Raw genomic sequence first — 19,129 nt, 5'->3', positions numbered from 1 at the left:
CTTATCTCCTGTTTATTTTAGCATAAAGTAATGATTTATCAAAATTTTGTTTATAATTTATCAACCAATATATGCATAGTATTATTTTCAGGTTGTTTTATTGATGTTTAAGGTATAATACATTTCACCTCATTAGGTTTAGTAACTTTATTTACGAACTGTTTCTTCGTAGGAGAATTAAATGAAATATGAATTAAAAAAAACATGTGGTAAAGCTCGTAGAGGGCGACTGACTTTTTCTCGTCCTAAAGGTGAATATCATGTAGAAACCCCTGCTTTTATGCCAGTGGGAACTTATGGTACAGTAAAAGGAATGACGCCCGAGGAAGTTGCAGCAACGGGAGCTCAAATTCTATTAGGTAATACTTTCCATCTTTGGTTACGTCCTGGACAAGAAGTGATGCGTCAACACGGGGATTTACATGATTTTATGCAATGGCATGGACCAATCCTAACAGATTCTGGTGGTTTTCAAGTCTTTAGCTTAGGCAAGTTAAGAAAAATTAAAGAAGAAGGTGTTCATTTTCAAAATCCAATTAATGGTGAAAAAATATTCTTATCACCAGAGAAATCTATGGAGATTCAATATGATTTAGGATCAGATATTGTGATGATCTTTGATGAATGTACTCCTTACCCATCAACATTTGATTATGCTAAACAATCTATGGAAATGTCACTACGTTGGGCAAAGCGTAGTCGTGTTCGTTTTGATGATCTAGGCAATAAAAATGCACTTTTTGGCATAATTCAAGGAGGTGTATATGAAGAGTTACGTAAAATCTCCACAGAAGAATTAGTTAAAATAGGCTTTGATGGTTATGCAGTTGGTGGATTAGCTGTAGGTGAACCTAAAGAAGATATGCATCGCATTTTAGAGTATGTTTGCCCTCAAATTCCACAGGATAAACCTCGTTATTTAATGGGGGTTGGAAAACCTGAAGATTTAGTTGAAGGGGTTCGTCGTGGCATTGATATGTTTGATTGTGTTATGCCAACACGTAATGCTCGGAATGGACATTTATTTGTAACAGATGGTATTGTAAAGATTCGGAATGCTAAGTATCGTAATGATACGACACCACTTGATCCAGAATGCGATTGCTATACTTGTAAAAATTATACAAAAGCCTATTTGTACCATTTAGATAAATGTGGTGAGATTTTAGGGGCAAGATTAAATACGATCCACAACCTACGCTATTATCAACGTTTAATGGCTAAAATCCGTCAAGCGATTGAGGAAGATAGATTTGATGATTTTGTTGTAGAATTTTACCAAAAGATAGGTAAAGAAGTTCCACCTTTACAACTTGGTTAAGTTTAAAATTAGCCCAAGTATACTATTTTTTATATGCTTGGGCTAATTCAAAAAGCTATTCTATTTTTTGCAGAAACTCTGCAATATCCTTCATATCTTGTTCAGATAATTTAGATTTAATTCTATTTCCTGCTTTAGAAATTGAAATTGTACCAGTTTTTCTATTTTGTAATGCTAAAACAATTTCATCTGCATTTAGCTGATTAATTATTTTAGATTGGTTCATCGCTGATTTTTCGCCAGTTTTTCCATGGCAAGTGGCACAAGTTTGTTTAAACAATTTTGCACCTTTTTCAGCATCGGCTGGAGAATCAGTATTTGCAAATAGATTAGCACTTGCAATCAATAGGATTACTGAATAAATAATTTTCATTGCATTATCCCTTAAATAAACCCTCTAATTCTTCTTCTGGGATTAACCCTTCATATTTATTAAGGATTTTTCCTTCTGCATTAATGACAAAAGAAGTAGGTGTTCCTTTTAATTGATAACGTTCAGCTGTAATATTTAATTGATCTTTAACTACGGGTAAAACTAAATTTCTTTTATTTACTACACTTTGAGTATCAGCATTTTCACCATCAATATTAACCGCAAGAACTTGCATATTATTTGGATATTTACTTTGTAATTCTTGGAACTCAATTAATTCTTCTGCACAGATACCACAAGATCCTGACCAAAAAGTGAGTAGCAATGGTTTGCCTTGTTTTTCTTGTAAGCTCACTGGATTCCCTTGTAAGTCAAATGTGGCTAAATCTGGAGCGGTTCCTCCAACTGTAGCAACTTCATCTTTACAAGCAACAAGGGTGATGCAAGCAACGGAAAGTAAGGCAGTGTTAATCATTTTAAAAATACGAGATGACATAGTAATTTCCTTAGTTAATTTCTTCACGTAAAAATTTTCCATGTTGTAAAAATATGGTTCTATTTGTAAGCTTTGTTAGTTCTGGGTTATGAGTAACCATAACAATGGTTCGCCCTTGTTTGTTGAGTTCAGTTAATAGATTTAGCACCAATTCTTCATTTTTTTCATCTAAATTACCAGTAGGTTCATCAGCAAATATTACTGGTGGTTGATTAACTAATGCTCTAGCAATACAAACACGTTGTTGTTCTCCACCAGAAAGTTGGCTAGGTCTATGATTGATACGATGTCCAAGACCTACTTTTTCAAGTGCTACTTTGGCAGACTCTTCATCGACAACACTATGATAATGCTGAGCAAGCATAATATTTTCCAATGCAGTTAAGTAGGGTATTAAATGGAATTGTTGGAAAACTAAACCAATTCTTTCGGCTCTGAATCGTTGGCGGCCTACTTCATCTAACTGTGCGGTATCTATACCATCAATGATGACTTTTCCTTCTGTAGCCGTATCTAATCCAGTCAGAATATTCATTAGCGTTGTTTTTCCAGAGCCAGAAGCCCCCATTATTGCAATAAATTCACCTTCTTTGATTGTAATATTGATGTCTGCTAATGCGGTAACTTGATCGAATCTTTTGTATAACCCTATTGTTTCTATAATATTGTTAGCCATTCTATTCACCTTTTAATACATTTGCAGTTTGAATTTCTAACGCTCTACGTGTTGGAACAATTACTGCAATTAAAGCCACACATAACGAAAGTATAATAGTAATAGGAATAACAGGTAAACGCATATCTATATAGGCTTTAAATACAGTTATCCCTAACACTTGAGCTAGAACATAGCCTAAAATTAGTCCCACAATAATTGCAAAAATAGCAATGATAAGAGTTTCAGTCATAATTTGTTTAATAATATCAGTTCGTTTTGCACCTAACGCTTTTTGTAAGGCAAATTCTTTAGAACGTTCACCCACTATGGCGATGAGGGTAGTATTAACACAAAGTGTTGCCAACAGTAATATAACTAAAGAGATTAGTCCCATTAGTCCTTTAATTTTATCGAGTATTTGCCCTTCAGATGCTGATACTTTTCGAATTGGACGGATATCTAAATCAGGATATTCTTGTTCTAATTTTTGAGCAAATTGTTCCACTTGACCTTGATCATTCTTAACATTCAAAAAAGCATTTGTGGCGAGTCCTGATTTATCAAGCCATTTCTGTGCAAATTCTAAGCTTACGATAAGCATATTGTCTGTTGCATCACCAGCTTCAACAATACCTTTAATTTTAAAGCTATGCTTATTCGAGGCATCTTTGATTAATGTTATTTGATCACCAATGCTTAGATTGAGTCTTTCAGCAAGGGCTTTTCCAATCATTGCATTGCGATCATCAAAATTAACACCAATAGCGCTACCCGTAATTTGCCAATAAGGGGCAAGTGTTTTAATGTCGCTAAACCAAACTCCCATGAGTACGACTTTTTCCAATTCACTCCGTGCAATACCATATAAATAAGGGCTTGCTGCAGTAATTAAATTAGCTGGTGCTTCTTTAATTATTTGTTCAAGTTTTGATTCAGACATGAATCCATTTTGTAGTGAACCGATATAAAAATTAGCACCAAATGTTCTAAGTTCTTGGCTCATCTTAGTATTGATATCAAAATACACAGCAGACATTGCAGTAACAATACTTGCTCCTACGGTCAATGCAGAGAAAATAATTAATACTCTTTGCAACCGTAACCGTAATGCTCTAAAGACGATTCTCCAAAACATGTTGTTCGAGCTACTGACGGCCATATAAAACCTCTACAGGATAGAGTTGAGAGATTCTATGTGCAGGTATCCAAGTACCTATTATTGCAATTAATACTGATAATACCATTACACAAGGGATAACAATCCAAGCAAAGCTTAATAGTGAACCAAAAAGAGCCGTTCCGATAAATTGAGCCAGTCCCCAACCTGCAATACATCCTAGAACTCCACCAATAAGCCCACTTACTGTTGCTTCACAATAGAAGAGTAGAATAATTTGCCATTGGTATGCGCCTAATGCTTTCATTAGCCCAATTTCTTTACTACGTTCAATGATGGTTGAGGTCATTAGGGAAGCAATCCCCATTGCCGCAGCAATTAAAGCAGCGAAAGTCACTACACCAAGCAATAATTGTATTTTTTCAATTACCGCACCTTCTGATGCAGCAACTTGCCAAATTGGACGAACTACTGCTCCAGAAATAGCTTCTTCCAGTTGAAGTGAAATAGAGGATACATAAGCTGTACAATACCATAGATCATATTCTTCAGCAGTTAAAGCATCGGGATTTGCTCTAGCCTTACGAGATAATGCATTTTCAGGTACAGTAAGTGCAGAAACTTTGATTTCTTGTACTTTCCCTTCTAATCCAAGTAGATTTTGAACCTCACTTAAAGGCATAACGATCTGATTTTCTTCAGCTCCACCAGTTGATAGAATACCTGTGATAGTCACATCAACCGAATGTTTTGTTTGCTTTTCATCAATATATTCTAACTGGATTACGTCATTAACTTGCCAATTATATTGCTGAGATAATGTTTTACCAAGTAATGCTGGTATTGGCCCAGTAAATTGGTTAGTTGAATCATCGACCCATTTGCCTTCAACCTTCCAAAAAGGGCTAATAATTTTTTGACCTGTATGATAGTCATCTTCATCAGGAACAGCTATTTGATGATCGAAAAATGTACCCAATATTTCAATCTCATTTGATGCGTTACCCGATATTGCAGTGACTTGTGCTTTTAATAAAGGTGCAAAGCCGACAATATTGTTACGCCAAAAGATATCTTTGATATTTGGTAATTCTGATTCATCTAAGAAATCTTGGGTAGAAAGTGAACTATTAATATTCATTTCATCAGGCAAAGTAGCACTACTTGCTGGTGCAATAAGAATATTTGCCCCATAAGATTTCAATTCTCTCGACATCTTATCACCGATATCGATAGAAACTGCAAGTAATGCAGAGACTAATCCAGCTGCTAAGAATATCGTAGTAATAGCGAGGAGTTTTCTTTTTAATCCATACCGCCAAGATTGAAATAGCATTCTAAATAACATTTATTCCCCCTTGGTTGCATCATCCTGTACATATTTTTCAGGATTATCACGGAATAAACTCATATTTTCTTCGGTTGCAAAGAAATAAGTTTTATCGTTATAAGTGTATCTGTATTCCGTTTTTGTATTGATGACTTTACTGTGATCTACAGGATCGGTTACTTCTAGTTCAACAACGGTAGAGAAGTACGTTTTCCCTGCTTCTAAACTTGCTTTACTTATTACCACACTGTCTTCTGTTTGTTCCCAGTCATCAATTGGTACAGGGTTACAACCACCAGGTTTACCGATTGATGGAATAAATACACGAACACCACAACCGACACAGATAACTTGATCACCTTCCATTATGTAGCCTTGATCACCACATAATAGACAAGCATCAAATACTACACCTAAACTTACCTTTCCTTGTACTCTATTTATGATAAAGAATCTAACTGCTTTTCCATCATCAGCGATCCAAACAAATCTATGTAATTTGCCATCCTTGACGGTTTCAATTGGAATTCTAACTTGATTATTTTCATCAAGGGTAACAGGTGTTGCTTCTGATAATCTAGGTGCTTGTGAAGCGACTTGATCCCAATAGAGTTGAGTTGAAAAAATAATACAAATGATTGCAAAACCTGAAATAAAAAGTCTTTTTGCAACGAGGAATATTGCTGTTTTTTGTCTTTTTTCTATTAGATCATTTTCTGATATTGAAGATTTCTTACGTGGGATATACACGATAGGTATAAATACGAGCAATACTAGGATAAGTACGACCATATTTATATAGTTAAAATAGTTAGTAAGACTTCCTGATTTCGCCACAATAGTTAGGCGAAGTTTAGTGAGATCCAAAATTTGAAGTTTCATCAAACTCAATAAGATATCACTTAACATAGGAATAAGAAGTAATAATGTAACCGCTGTAATGACAAATAATCGAATAAATCTAAATTTTTGTTGGAGTTCTTTTTGTTTTAATAGGATATTGATCCAACAAGCGATAAATAAACAAAATAAGAAACCCAGAACGATGGCACAGATATTTAAAATAAAATCAGTATTGATAACATCAGTATTAGTTACAGAGGTAATGTTAGGATCTTTAGCCCAGATAATACCAGCCACTAAACATAGGATAAAATTTAAAATATAAGCGAGTCGTTTAGAATAGAAGAATTGAACTAGGTAAAAAATAAACAACAGACTAGCAATAGCACCAGTTAAAACGAGTACTGTTGTTTGGTTTTGAGGTAAATTTAGATAGATAGCTATACCAATAAATATAGCAAAAATACTACTCCAGATAAGTGATTGAATTTTTACTTTTGAGTAATTTGACCACATACAACCAAGTAATAGTGCAAACGGCATAACGCTCTGTAATAAAAAAACAAAAAAGTAATTCATAATGGCTCTAACTATAAAAAGAAATGTAAAGAATGGGAAAAACACCTTAAATTTTTAAGGTGTTTTTCTCAACGAGAGTTATTGATGAATTATTTTAATCCAGTGAATTTAAATTCATAGCTAACATCAAAAGGTTTCCACCAACGCTCAACTCCAGTATCCTTATCTGTATGACGGTGTAAACCAGCTTTTGATGGAGGATCAATATGGTAAGTTAATTTATAGTTACCTACTCCCATCATTTTGATATTGGCACCATAGTGAGGGCCATCGCTCGCAACCATTGGCATAAAAGTACCTTCTTGTTTTGCTCCAGTATCACTATTTACCAAAACATAATTTATTGTAAGATAAGGCATCCATTCACCTTCACCAAATCCATTAGTATTACCAGTGGTTGCATGAATATCTGCTTCCAAGTGAATGTCTGATTGAGCAGCTGATAATCCCATGCCTCTTGGCTCCATATCAATTGGTTGTAAATATACTGCAGCAATTTCCATATTATTCATTGTTACTGCTTCGCCAATTGGAAATTCTTCAAAAGCAAAAGCACTAGGAGCAGCTAAAATACTTGATAATAAGGCAGTCGCCATTACAGTTTTTTTCATAATATTTTCCTTTTTGGGGGTTAAAAACTTGATAATAATTAAATAGTTTGTTTACTTTTATATTTCATATAGAACAAGGCAAAAATTGCAGCAATTAGTAAAACTAGTTGCGGTATTAATGTTTCTACATAAGGATAAATACCAAGCCAGGAAATTTCTGGTACACCTGATAACAATGTAGGCTCAAATAATTTACCTTCAATAAGTTCAAGAATACTCTTTCCTGCAAAAATAAATGCCATCAGGTACATAAACGAACCAGTAAATAGAAAGAATGGTTTAAGTGGCAATTTAACAATACTATAACGCATTATGAAGTAACAAATAGCGAGGAGAATACATCCTACAATGAATCCAGCAAACATATACAAATAACTCATTGAGCTTGTTGCATCACCAACCAGTGCATAATAGAATAGTACGGTTTCAGCTCCTTCTCGATAAATAGCCAGGAAGCTAGTGAACCATAATCCCATCAATGAGCCGGTACTAAGTGCTAAAGTTAATTTTCCTTCTAAATAACGTTTCCAATTTTGTGCTTCAACTTTAGATAATAACCAATAACTCATCATAAACAGCATAAAGACTGCAATGATCATAGTAAACCCTTCTAATAGTTCTCGGTTAGCACCTGAATTAGAGAATATAAATTGGAATATAACTGCTGTAACCACACTTGCTACTAGTGCAACATAAACAGATTGGCGGATAACAGGCAATTTATCGTTATGATTATTTTTGACTAAATAGGCAATAATCGCAGCAACAATAAGTAATGCTTCTAAGCCTTCACGTAAAATAATAATCAAGCTGTAAATAAACATTGACCAATCGCTTTGGTTGCCTTCATCTAACATATCGACAGCTTTAACTAGTCCATCTTGAAGGCCTTTAGCTTGCTCTTGTAGTTGTTCACTCGGTTGTTCAGCTTTAATTAAGCTAACAAGACGAGTAAAATAACCCTCGAGATCAGCTTTAAATTGGCTATCTCTTGAACCAATTTTATTTTCCATTCCTGTATTTTCAAATACATCAAAATAGGTGTCTTGGACAAACAACATAGCTTTTTTGCCTTCACCTTGATTGTACATTTTTATGGCTTGTTGGATCCGAGTATTGATATCTTGAGATATCTTAGCCCAATCTTGTGATTCAGCTTCATTATCTAATGATTGTGCTACTTGTTGCGTTTCTCTAGTTGTAGGGAGATTTGGTAATAGTTCTTCGATATCTTGTAATAACGTTGTAACTTGATAACCGATAGCGATAATTTGGTCTGGTTCTTCACTTAATCGAATAAGATCGTAGAACTGTTGATTGATATTAGCCGAGATACTTGCGGAACGATTTTTGCGAACGGACATTTCCATTTCTGAATTTTTATAGCCATCATACTGTGCCTGTTGTATCAATTTCTTCGCTGTTTGATAGTCTTGTTTTTGATAAGCTGTAATTGCTTGTGCTAATAGATCGTCAATAACCCTGAAACTATCTTGCCAATAAGGCTCAATTTCAGGATTATCATAAACCTCATGTGAGGCTGATGCACTAATTTGGTGACCATTAATAAGAGATGGTAAGACTTCTTCTAGTTCTGCTTTTAGTCCGTTTATTGTAGTTTCTACTTCAGCAATAGGTTTAGATTCACCGATCATCTTGCGGATTTCACCAAAAGTCGCTTCCATTTTATAACTTTTTTGAGCTGAAAAATTAATACGAATAGGTCCTTCTAAATTTTCAAAAACCTCAAAATAAGCCATCTGTACTTCAGTTCTAGCATCATCGGAATTATTCTGCTGATAAAGAGACAATGTTTTATCAAGTCGATTTTCAATATCTTGTACCCATTGATGATAGTCCGTGTCTGAAAATGCCAGACTACTATAAAATAATGAAAATAGTAAAATAGCATAGTGTTGCCAATTGCGTAGTAGTAAGTGGAACATAAAACCAAAACCTCTGCTACTAATTAAGAATGATTATTATGTTTAATTGTAGAGTGTTCGTTCATTTATGTCCAATTAAAATTTTAAAATGAAAGCATTAAGATCTTATTATATTGATACATATCAATATGTGCAAAAAGGGTAAACCGCTATGTATAATTGCCAAACTTGATTACTAAAGTTCTTCTTAAATTGTAACGAAGAGTTATGAAAGGGAAATGGTCCCCCCGACCGGACTTGAACCAGTGACCAATCGATTATGAGTCGACTGCTCTAACCAACTGAGCTACGGGGGGATTAGAGTGTGTAAAACGGCGTGCATTATAAAGATAAATATAATGAAAATCTAGTGTGTTCTATTCATAAGCTGAAAAAAACGACTATTTGGGCTGCTTTTGTGTTAAATCGAGACCGATTTGATTTGTAGATAAATGTTTTTTCCTTGTGTTAAGGATAATTCTTCTGCAGACCATTGACTGATACTTGCCCAGATAAAATGGTTTTCGACATCAATTTTAATATCAAAGCGGTCAGATTGTGGCTGAATTTTGCAAATTTTACCTTGGAGAATATTACGAATAGAGGTTTGTTTTGGTTTATTTAAGGTAATCGACACATCTTTGCTAGCAATAGTAATACGTAATGTTTCGCCTAGTTGATAGCGACTGTGTTTGTTAAACCAAATTTGTTGCGTGCCTAATGAAACACTCTGCATTTGATAGTGATGATTTTCATCTGAAATTGGCAACTCAAGTAGGCTAACTTTTTGCGTATCAGGTTGCCATTCGGAAAACTTAGGACTGTGCCAAACATTAATAGTGCTATCATAGGCAATAACCTTGCCTTGTTCGAGAAGTAATACCTTGTCAGCTAAACGAATAACTTCATCTAAACTATGACTTACATAGAGAATGGGGATTGAAATTTGTTTGGCTAATTGGCTCAAATAGTCTAATAATTCATTTTTACGTGGTAAATCCAAGGCGGATAAAGGTTCATCCATTAGTAAAATATCAGGTTCAGAAAGCAATGCTCGTCCGATTGCGACACGTTGTTTCTCTCCCCCTGATAAACTGTTAGGGTAACGGTCAAGTAGATGTTTAATGCCTAATAATTCAATAAGTTGTAAAAAATTATCGGGATCTGACCGCTTGCATCCGTACTTTAAATTCGCTTCTACTCGATAATGTGGAAATAATCGAGGTTCTTGAAATACATAGCCTACTTTGCGTTTTTCTGGCGGTAAGTTTATTCGCTGTGATGAATCAAAAAGAATGCGATCGTTAAGGACAATTTGCCCTTTACTTGCTTGGCTTAAGCCTGCTATTAGATTGATCAAACTTGATTTGCCTGCTCCTGAACGTCCAAAAATAGCGGTTACGCCGTGATTGGCAATATCGACATTCACATCTAGCAATAAATCACCTAATTTTTGTTGAATTGAAATGTGTAGCATATCGATTTACCTATATTTTTGTTGGCGTTGAGCAAGCCATTCTGATGCAAAAAGAGCGACTAGAGAAATAGCAATAGCGACTAAGCATAAACGAGCGGCAGCCATTTCTCCATTGGGTGTTTCAATAAATGTGTATAGTGCGGCTGGAATAGTTTGTGTTTCATTTGGAATATTAGACACAAAGGTAATGGTTGCACCAAACTCACCTAATGATCGGGCAAAGCCAAGCACCGCTCCAGCAATGATCCCCGAAAAAGAAAGGGGAAGGGTAAGAGTAAAAAAGACTTTGACTGGATTAGCGCCAAGTGTTCGGGCAGCTTGTTCTAATTTAGGATCGATTGCTTCGAAGGCAAGACGAATGGAGCGAACCATAAGGGGAAAAGCCATCACAATAGAGGCTAAGACTGCTCCTTTCCACGAAAAACTGAGTGAGATGCCAAACCAATCCCATAAATATTGCCCAATGAGCCCTTTTTTTGCCATTGAGATCAGCAATAAAAATCCGATAACCACAGGAGGCAAAACGAGAGGTAAGTGGATAATGCCATTGAGCAGATTCTTGCCCCAGAAGTTTTTACGGGCGAGTAGCCAAGCAATGCCAATAGAAAAAGGTAAAGCAAGAATAACAGCAACAGAGGCTATTTTAAGACTTAAGAAAATAGCGGTCAGTTCTTGAGGAGAAAATGCAGAAAACAGATTCATTAGTGGTGTGAATTCCTATTTTAAAATTTGCAAAATATCAGACTAAAGTGACCGCTATTACATCATACTTTTATTTTTCAACGGATTTAAATCCAGCAGATTTAAAGAAAGATTTAGCTTCTTTACTGGATAGAAAATCGAGAAAAGATTTTGCTTCGGCTTTATCTGTAAGTGTTGCCGCTGGATACACTACTTTACCGTAGCTTTCTTGTGGAAAGACGGAAACGACTTTCACATCATCACTGATTTTTGCATCAGTTGAATAGACGATACCTAATGGTAATTCGTCTCGAGCAATATAAGTTAGCACAGCCCGCACATCTTTTGCTTTAGATAGACGAGATTCAACCGTATGCCATAAGTTAAGATTGGTTAGAGCGGTTTTGGCATATCGCCCAACAGGCACATTATCATCGCCCACAGCCAGATAACTATCTTCAGTGAGTTTCTTAAATGGCACTTGTTTGATGTCCATTAACTCAAGGGAACTTGATTTAGGGGCGATTAGCACTAACTCATTTTCCACTAAAACGGTTCTGTTTTGGACTTTTTTAGGTAGTTTTTCTGAAAGATAATCCATCCATTTTTCATCAGCAGAGATAAAAATATCTGCTGGAGCATCTTGTTCAATTTGTTTTGCTAAAGTGGACGACCCAGCAAATGAGAAAATAAGATCATCATCGGGATGTTGTTTCTTATATTCATCACCAATTTGTTGTAGTACATCTGTCATCGAAGCTGCTGCAAATACTGTGATATTTTGAGCCAATGCAATATTAGCCAAGAGTAATGAACTATATAAACTGATGATATATGATTTTTTCAACATTGGATTTCCTTCTTTAAGAATTAACTTCTTAACCCAACCCCTCGGCTAATTAATGAATATACCCAAGCATAAAGCACTACGACAAATAAGATAAGCACACCAAAAGTGTAATAGAGTGAAACATCGCTGATGCCTAAAAATCCGTAGCGGAATCCGCTAATCATATACACTATCGGATTGAATCGAGAAACACCTTGCCAAAATTCAGGAAGAAGATTGATTGAGTAGAACACGCCACCTAAGTAAGTTAAAGGAGTAAGTACAAAGGTTGGAATAATTCCTACATCATCAAAGGTGTTGGCAAAAATTGCGTTAGCAATTCCACCCAATGCAAAGGCAATCGTAGTCAGCAATATGGTTAGAATAATGACTGTCCACGAATGAATATCAAAAGAGATAAAACATAAGGCAACAAGCATCACGAGAATACCAACTAAGACACCTCTAATCACACTACCTAACACATAGCCCCAAATGATTGTATGAGTAGAAAGAGGCGAAACTAATAATTCCTCGATATTGCGAACAAATTTACTTAAGAAAAATGAAGAGGCAGTATTAGTATAAGATGCAGTAATTGCAGACATCATAATGAGTCCGGGTGCAATAAATTGCATATAACCCACACCATTCATATCGCCAATGCGACGTCCAATTAACGTACCAAAAATAAGGAAGTAAAGGGTTGTGGTAATAATCGGTGGTACGAGTGTTTGTCGCCAAATACGCAACACTCGTTTTATTTCTTTCATTACTAAGGTGTAAAAACCAATCATATATTATCCTTTTATTTTAAGCTCATAAACAAGGCTTCTAAGCGATTTGATTTATTTCGCATACTCAATACTTCAACCTGTTGCTCACTTAATTGTTGAAAGAGTTTGTTTAGCCCTTGTTCACGTTTTACATCAACTTCAATGGTCGTATCATCGACCCATCTAACAGGGTAGTCATTAATTGCAAGCGGTTTGTTTTCAGCTAAATCAAGCAAAAATGTTTCAGTTTCTAGCTTAGCCAGTAATGATTTCATTGAGGTATTTTCAATCAATTGTCCTTGTTGAATAATACCAATATGACGGCATAAACTTTCTGCTTCTTCCAAATAGTGAGTGGTTAAAATAATTGTTGTACCTTGTTCGTTGAGTTCAGTTAAAAATTCCCACATACTACGACGTAACTCAATATCAACCCCAGCCGTTGGTTCATCTAAAATAAGCAATTTAGGGTTGTGCATCAATGCACGAGCAATCATTACTCGGCGTTTCATACCGCCTGATAATTCACGAGTATGATGGTTACGTTTATCCCATAATTCTAATTTTTTTAACCAGTATTCAGCTCGTTTTAGTGCCTCTTTATGAGGTACACCATAAAATCCAGCTTGATTCATGATTACATCGATAACTGATTCAAATTGGTTAAAATTAAATTCCTGTGGTACAAGCCCAATTTGTTGTTTTAACTTAGTTTTTTCGGTATCTAAATCGTAGCCAAAAACTTTTACTGTACCACTGGTTTTATTAACTAAAGAGCTAATAATTCCAATTGTAGTGGATTTACCCGCACCATTATGGCCGAGTAGGGCGTAAAAGTCTCCTTGAGCAACGGTAAGATCGATCCCCTTAATTGCTTGTACACCCGTTGAATATTGTTTGACTAAATTTTTAATTTCTAATGCATTCATTCTTCTATTACCACCGCTCTAATGGTTGATTCATCTAGTTGTGCATTAAATGCATCCATCAATAGTTTGAGTTTAGGATCTGTTAATAATGCTTGTTTGGCATTAGCAGTCATTTGCTCGTAAATGATTCTGCGTAATTCCAAAGGTGTTTGGCTGCCATTACTTTCCCCAAGGCTTAAATCATAGGTTAATCCTTGTATCGCCATAGCATCTGCCAGTTTTTTTAGATTATCAGGATGATTTAAATGTGCAACCGATGATTTTAAAATCAGATTAAGATGATTTCCTTCTCGATTGGCGAGATAACTATTTAAAGCCACTTGTCGAACAAGTCCGGGTAAGTCTAATGACTCGACAATTTTGCACCATTCATCTTGTTCGCAAGAAAGTTCTATGGTTTTTCTCAGTAATTCTGGTGTTTTCTCTTGTAGAATCGCTTGCTTAATATCTGAAGGTTTAGGTGATGACTCTTCAATTTCTAATTCAGGATTAAGCCATGTCCAACGATAATCTTCATCAGTAGTTTTTATGGCTTGATTGTGTTTAGGCTGAACATTTTTAGTTTGATTTGTTGGTGTCGCTTTTTTAGCTAAATTAGCAAAGCGTTCTTGAATACTTAAATCCGAAGATTGTTTAGTCTTTTTAGGTATTACTTCAGATTTTTTTTTTTCGTCCTGAGCCTGATTTTGACCTTGCAGTTTTTTTAATGCATTAAGTGCTAAAGTTGCATTGGCGACAATATCATTTTCACTATTTTGCTCACTGACTTCTGCTACTGCTACATTATTTACAGATTGTTGAGCGGAACTGACCGCTTGCGGTTGTGTTTTTGCCTGTACTTGTTGTGGTACTTGTGCATCAGATTGAGTTTGTTGATTCTGGCGAAGCTTTTCTCGCAATTGTTCAAACTGTTGTGGCACTGCTTGTTGAGAACGTACTTGAGGTTGAGCTTGAACTGCTTTGATCTCAGTAGCCGATGATGTTTCAATATATTTAGGATGAAATGCCAAAGCTCTTAAGATCGTCATTTCTACCCCAATACGCTGATCAGGAGCAAAGGGTAATTCCTTTTTGCCTGTTAAAACAAGCTGATAGAAGAATTGCACATCTTCCGGTGAAATTTGACGTGCCAGAAAATGTAAGGTCGTTTCTTCCTGAACTGGTTTAGGTAATAGCTGGAGCATTGCTATTTTATGCAATGTTTCTGCAAGATCCGATAGGAATTGTTGCCAATCGACACCTTTGGTCGCTACGGATTGAATCACATTCATTGCTTTTTCGCCATCAGCTAGCGCAAGGGCTTGAACAAGTTCAAGTGGTTGATGATCATCAATCAAGCCAAGCATTTGGCTCACAATATCAGCAGTTACATTGGCATTGCTCATTGCAATTGCTTGATCAGTCAAACTCAACGAATCTCGAATACTCCCTTGAGCAGCTTTAGCGAGTTTTTCTAATGCCAATAATTCAAAGGGAATATTTTCCTGTTTCAGAATAAAACTTAAATGATCTTGGATCTGCTGTTGCTCCAATGCACGCAAGTGGAATTGAATACAACGGGAAAGGATCGTAATAGGTAGTTTTTGTGGATCAGTTGTAGCCAGTAGAAATTTGACATACTCTGGCGGTTCTTCCAATGTTTTTAACAACGCATTAAAACTGTGGCGAGAGAGCATATGCACTTCATCTATCAAGTAGACCTTGAATCGACCCATCGTAGGTTTGTATTGTACATTATCAAGTAATTCGCGAGTATCTTCTACTTTTGTACGAGATGCCGCATCGATCTCAATAAGATCAATGAATCGACCTTCTTCAATTGCTTTACAGTTTTCACATTCTCCGCAAGGATCTGCCGTAATGCCTTTTTCACAGTTCAAGCCTTTAGCAAATAGACGAGCGATAGAAGTTTTACCTACACCTCGAGTACCAGAAAAAAGATAAGCGTGATGTAACCGCCCTTCTCTTAAGCCATTTTCAAGGGCAGCTAATACGTGCTGTTGTCCCACAACCTCGCTAAAACGTTGTGGTCGCCATTTTCGTGCAAGAACTTGATAAGAAGACAAATTAACTGATCCTATTTATTCTTTATGAAAGGAAAGATTAATGACCGTCAAAACTCACAAGTGAGAATGATTTAACGCCCATTTTTTCTAAACGCTCCGCACCACCTAATACCGGTAACCAAATCACAAATGCAGCGTGTGCAACATCACCATTTAAGCGACGAATTAATTTTATAGTCGCTTCAACAGTACCACCAGTTGCAAGTAGATCATCAATAATCAATACATTGTCACCAGCTTGAATTGAATCTGTGTGAATCTCTAATGTATCTTCGCCATATTCTAATGTGTAAGATTGAGAGATTGTTTCACGAGGAAGTTTATTTGGTTTACGAACCAATACAAATGGTACACCTAATGCTAATGCAACTGGCGCACCAAAAATAAAGCCACGAGATTCTGTTCCAACTACTTTTGTAATACCTTTATCTTTAAATTCGGCCACGATTGCATCAATACTTGCTTGGAATGCTTCTGGAACTTCTAGAAGAGATGTGATATCACGAAAGATAATTCCTTCTTTTGGATAGTTAGGAATAGATTTGATAGAAGATTTTATTAAATCTAATTGTGGGTTCATTGTTTAGCCTTTTCTTTTTTAATTGGGAAAATAACTTGAGGAATTTAGCAAAAAACACGAGAATTACAAGGAAAAAATGTAAATAAGCGGTTCGTTATAACAAAAGTTTTGCAATTGGTAGACGTATTCTTAATTAATCAAGTTGAACTATTTGTTTAGAGTGTTACTTTTTAGGTTAATGAAAATTAAAATTCGGTTTCAAATATCATATTAATGTTCTTATCAGTGTATTGATATAAGCTAGGAATATTACTGTATTGCTTGTGCCATTTTAAAACCACTTTAGGTGTGATATACCACAAATGCCAATCTCTTTTCCAAAGCATGAGAGTTGCTGTATAAATTTTATCAGCTCTTGTTTTACCTAGTGGAAATACGCCGATTTTGGCTTTATCTTTATATTTTCTATAACTTGCCGATAAGAAAATATGGTTTGATAATCCAGCTAGTTTCCAATGTTTTTCCCAGCCTACACGAAGCGTACTTCTATCATTACTATACTGTTTTACCCTCGTATTCTCTCGATAATAATCAATCCCTAAATAACTAAATTGGGTCGGATCCTTTTGCCAAAGAAGAGTAGAGGAGAGTTGATAATTCACACCATTAAGAGCTTTGTTTTCATTATAGCGTTGAAGTGCGTATTCTCCAGAGGCAGAATACTGCAAATGAGAAGTCAACCATTTGCGGTAACTTAAATGTAATCCACCTGATTTAGAATAGCGATGATTACCATACCAGCGTAAAGCATAGAATGGTGTAATTTTAATTATACTTAAGGCATCTTTATAGGCATAGCCTAGTGAGGTACGTAAGTTAGTGTCATCAAATGAGTGATTTGTCCAATAATTTTTACTATAAAATTGTTGATCAAATGTAATGTAATGATTTTTTTGAAGATTAAAATCTTTACTTAAACTGATACTATAACTCATACCTTTTGCTTTTTGAGGCAATATTTCCTTATATTTTTGCAATGGAATACCCAAAAAAGAGATTTCCGGTATATATGCTGTATCCGAAGCATTATTCACATTCTTTTCATTAAGATAAGATATGGTTGCATTAAACTTCCAATCACTTTGTTTTTCAATTGATTGGAGGTAAGATTCTACTTGAGCTTTGATAGTATTAGGTAACTTATTATCACTTCTTACTTTTTCAAATTGCTCTTTAGCAAGGCTATTTTGTTTGTTTTCAAATAATGTAATAGCTAATGCAAATCGAATAGATGATAGAGAAGGGTTTCTTGCCAATATTTCTCTGTATAGGTTAATAGATTGTTCAAAATTACCGTTTAATTTTGCCATTTGTGCATTAGCAAAATCAAGCAGAATAGGATCTCTATTCGGAAATGTTTCGTAAATTTTGATTAGTAATGGAATAAATTTAGTATTGTTTTGTAAGAGTAATGTTTTCAATATTTTTTCTGTAAGATAAATATTATTTTTTAGATCATCATAAGAAAAATCATTAGGAATAGATGATATATTGTTTTTATTAACACCAATATTAGGCGTATCTGGCATTTTTTGTATAGAATTATATTGTGATGATTCGATAGTATTGTAATCAGTGAGCTCAATTGAAAAAGCAGATACCGAAAGGAAAGCAAAACAAATAAATAAAAAATTATTCATAAGAGGTAATTGAGTAAATGATGCCTCATCAGAGGCATCATATTTTAATAGAATGTACAATTATTGTTTTTCTGCAACAAAAGCACCACCTAAAATTTGGGTACCTTGTGTTACTGTACCTTTTTCAATCTTACCCACCACATTTTCAGCATTCGGGCCTGCAAATGAACCATTATAATCTGATGATAAATTTGTATTTGAATTTGTGTATGAAAAATTGCCTTTAAAAGTTAGATCATCATTTATATTTGATTTCTCAAATATCAGCTTATCCGTAGGGTTATTTTCTAGTGTACCCATCCCAGAAATGGAGTTTTGGTCAACAACAAGTGAAACATCTCCAGATTTAGAAGAAAATAATCCGTTTTGATTGTCTATATCTAAAGAAAACTTACCATTGAATGTTCCTGCAATACTTTCTTTTTTGATATTAGGTTTTTCAGCTTTAAAAGTATTGAACCCATAATCTCCATTGGATAATTTTTCTCTAGAATAGGCAGCATATACCATAGATTCAAAATCTTGCACCAAAGATGTTTGTTTGGTTGGATCTTGTTCATTTATTTTTGCTATATAGTCAGCTTTTAAATCATTAAATTGTGTTAAATCTAAGAAACTATTGTCTGTAGATTCGTTGTGGGATGAAGCATTCTCATTAAGTTCATTTTTTTTAGTTTCAGCATTATCAATAACTTTATCATTAGATGCATTATCAGCAGGCGCTTTGTTGTTAGCGTCTGTATTATTGGCAATATTGTTGTTAGATGCATTATCAGCAGGCGCTTTGTTGTTAGCGTCTGTATTATTGGCAATATTGTTGTTAGATGCATTATCAGCAGGCGCTTTGTTGTTAGCGTCTGTATTGTTGGCAATATTGTTGTTAGATGCATTATCAGCA

Annotated in this window: 18 protein-coding genes and 1 tRNA gene; 1 reads left to right on the top strand and 18 read right to left on the bottom strand. The window is 35.1% G+C overall.

From position 1 onward, the window contains the following. Positions 1-181: 181 nt before the first annotated feature. On the top strand, positions 182-1,321 hold the full coding sequence (gene tgt / locus Q1J40_RS04660; protein ID WP_301098878.1) for a tRNA guanosine(34) transglycosylase Tgt: 1,140 nt from the start codon (positions 182-184) through the stop codon (positions 1,319-1,321). A gap of 55 nt (positions 1,322-1,376) precedes the next feature. Here tgt and Q1J40_RS04655 read toward each other — a convergent pair whose 3' ends face one another. The 18 genes from Q1J40_RS04655 to Q1J40_RS04570 form a co-directional block, all read right to left on the bottom strand. Further along, positions 1,377-1,694: a c-type cytochrome gene (locus Q1J40_RS04655; protein WP_301098877.1), complete on the bottom strand. Its 318-nt coding sequence runs from the start codon at positions 1,692-1,694 to the stop codon at positions 1,377-1,379. Between the two features lie 4 nt (positions 1,695-1,698). Further along, positions 1,699-2,190: a TlpA family protein disulfide reductase gene (locus Q1J40_RS04650; RefSeq protein WP_301098876.1), complete on the bottom strand. Its 492-nt coding sequence runs from the start codon at positions 2,188-2,190 to the stop codon at positions 1,699-1,701. Between the two features lie 10 nt (positions 2,191-2,200). Next, positions 2,201-2,866 (bottom strand): ABC transporter ATP-binding protein, encoded by a 666-nt coding sequence (locus Q1J40_RS04645; RefSeq protein ID WP_301098875.1) that lies wholly within the window; start codon positions 2,864-2,866, stop codon positions 2,201-2,203. A gap of 1 nt (position 2,867) precedes the next feature. Next, entirely contained in the window at positions 2,868-3,983 is a 1,116-nt protein-coding gene (locus Q1J40_RS04640) for an ABC transporter permease (RefSeq protein WP_301098930.1), read from the bottom strand. 10 nt (positions 3,984-3,993) lie between these two features. Further along, positions 3,994-5,313 (bottom strand): ABC transporter permease, encoded by a 1,320-nt coding sequence (locus Q1J40_RS04635; RefSeq protein WP_301098874.1) that lies wholly within the window; start codon positions 5,311-5,313, stop codon positions 3,994-3,996. Further along, positions 5,314-6,717, bottom strand: coding sequence for a Fe-S-containing protein (locus tag Q1J40_RS04630; protein WP_301098873.1), 1,404 nt, complete (start codon positions 6,715-6,717; stop codon positions 5,314-5,316). An 89-nt stretch (positions 6,718-6,806) separates the two neighbouring features. Continuing rightward, positions 6,807-7,328: an iron transporter gene (locus Q1J40_RS04625; protein ID WP_301098872.1), complete on the bottom strand. Its 522-nt coding sequence runs from the start codon at positions 7,326-7,328 to the stop codon at positions 6,807-6,809. Positions 7,329-7,366: 38 nt separating this feature from the next. After that, complete coding sequence (locus Q1J40_RS04620; RefSeq protein WP_301098871.1) at positions 7,367-9,274, bottom strand: FTR1 family iron permease; 1,908 nt, start codon at positions 9,272-9,274, stop codon at positions 7,367-7,369. A 219-nt stretch (positions 9,275-9,493) separates the two neighbouring features. Beyond that, positions 9,494-9,570 (bottom strand) — tRNA-Ile (locus Q1J40_RS04615). A gap of 104 nt (positions 9,571-9,674) precedes the next feature. Then, complete coding sequence (gene modC, locus Q1J40_RS04610; protein ID WP_301098870.1) at positions 9,675-10,730, bottom strand: molybdenum ABC transporter ATP-binding protein ModC; 1,056 nt, start codon at positions 10,728-10,730, stop codon at positions 9,675-9,677. 6 nt (positions 10,731-10,736) lie between these two features. Beyond that, on the bottom strand, positions 10,737-11,432 hold the full coding sequence (modB, locus tag Q1J40_RS04605; protein ID WP_301098869.1) for a molybdate ABC transporter permease subunit: 696 nt from the start codon (positions 11,430-11,432) through the stop codon (positions 10,737-10,739). Positions 11,433-11,502: 70 nt separating this feature from the next. Next, positions 11,503-12,261: a molybdate ABC transporter substrate-binding protein gene (gene modA / locus Q1J40_RS04600; RefSeq protein ID WP_301098868.1), complete on the bottom strand. Its 759-nt coding sequence runs from the start codon at positions 12,259-12,261 to the stop codon at positions 11,503-11,505. 20 nt (positions 12,262-12,281) lie between these two features. Beyond that, positions 12,282-13,037, bottom strand: coding sequence for an ABC transporter permease (locus Q1J40_RS04595; protein WP_301098867.1), 756 nt, complete (start codon positions 13,035-13,037; stop codon positions 12,282-12,284). 11 nt (positions 13,038-13,048) lie between these two features. Further along, positions 13,049-13,945: an ABC transporter ATP-binding protein gene (locus Q1J40_RS04590; RefSeq protein WP_301098866.1), complete on the bottom strand. Its 897-nt coding sequence runs from the start codon at positions 13,943-13,945 to the stop codon at positions 13,049-13,051. Next, positions 13,942-16,011, bottom strand: coding sequence for a DNA polymerase III subunit gamma/tau (gene dnaX, locus Q1J40_RS04585; protein WP_301098865.1), 2,070 nt, complete (start codon positions 16,009-16,011; stop codon positions 13,942-13,944). The genes Q1J40_RS04590 and dnaX overlap by 4 nt, the downstream gene beginning before the upstream one ends. 37 nt (positions 16,012-16,048) lie before the next feature. After that, positions 16,049-16,591: an adenine phosphoribosyltransferase gene (gene apt / locus Q1J40_RS04580; protein ID WP_301098864.1), complete on the bottom strand. Its 543-nt coding sequence runs from the start codon at positions 16,589-16,591 to the stop codon at positions 16,049-16,051. A 185-nt stretch (positions 16,592-16,776) separates the two neighbouring features. Beyond that, complete coding sequence (locus tag Q1J40_RS04575) at positions 16,777-18,231, bottom strand: porin family protein (protein ID WP_301098863.1); 1,455 nt, start codon at positions 18,229-18,231, stop codon at positions 16,777-16,779. 60 nt (positions 18,232-18,291) lie between these two features. Next, the coding region (locus Q1J40_RS04570; protein WP_301098862.1) for a hypothetical protein at positions 18,292-19,129 on the bottom strand (838 nt) is incomplete at its 5' end.

The sequence above is a fragment of the Otariodibacter sp. genome (genome assembly GCF_029256985.1).
Classification (GTDB): Bacteria; Pseudomonadota; Gammaproteobacteria; order Enterobacterales; family Pasteurellaceae; genus Otariodibacter.
Note: the sequence above shows the minus strand (reverse complement) of the source record. Positions and strands in the feature narration are given on the sequence as shown.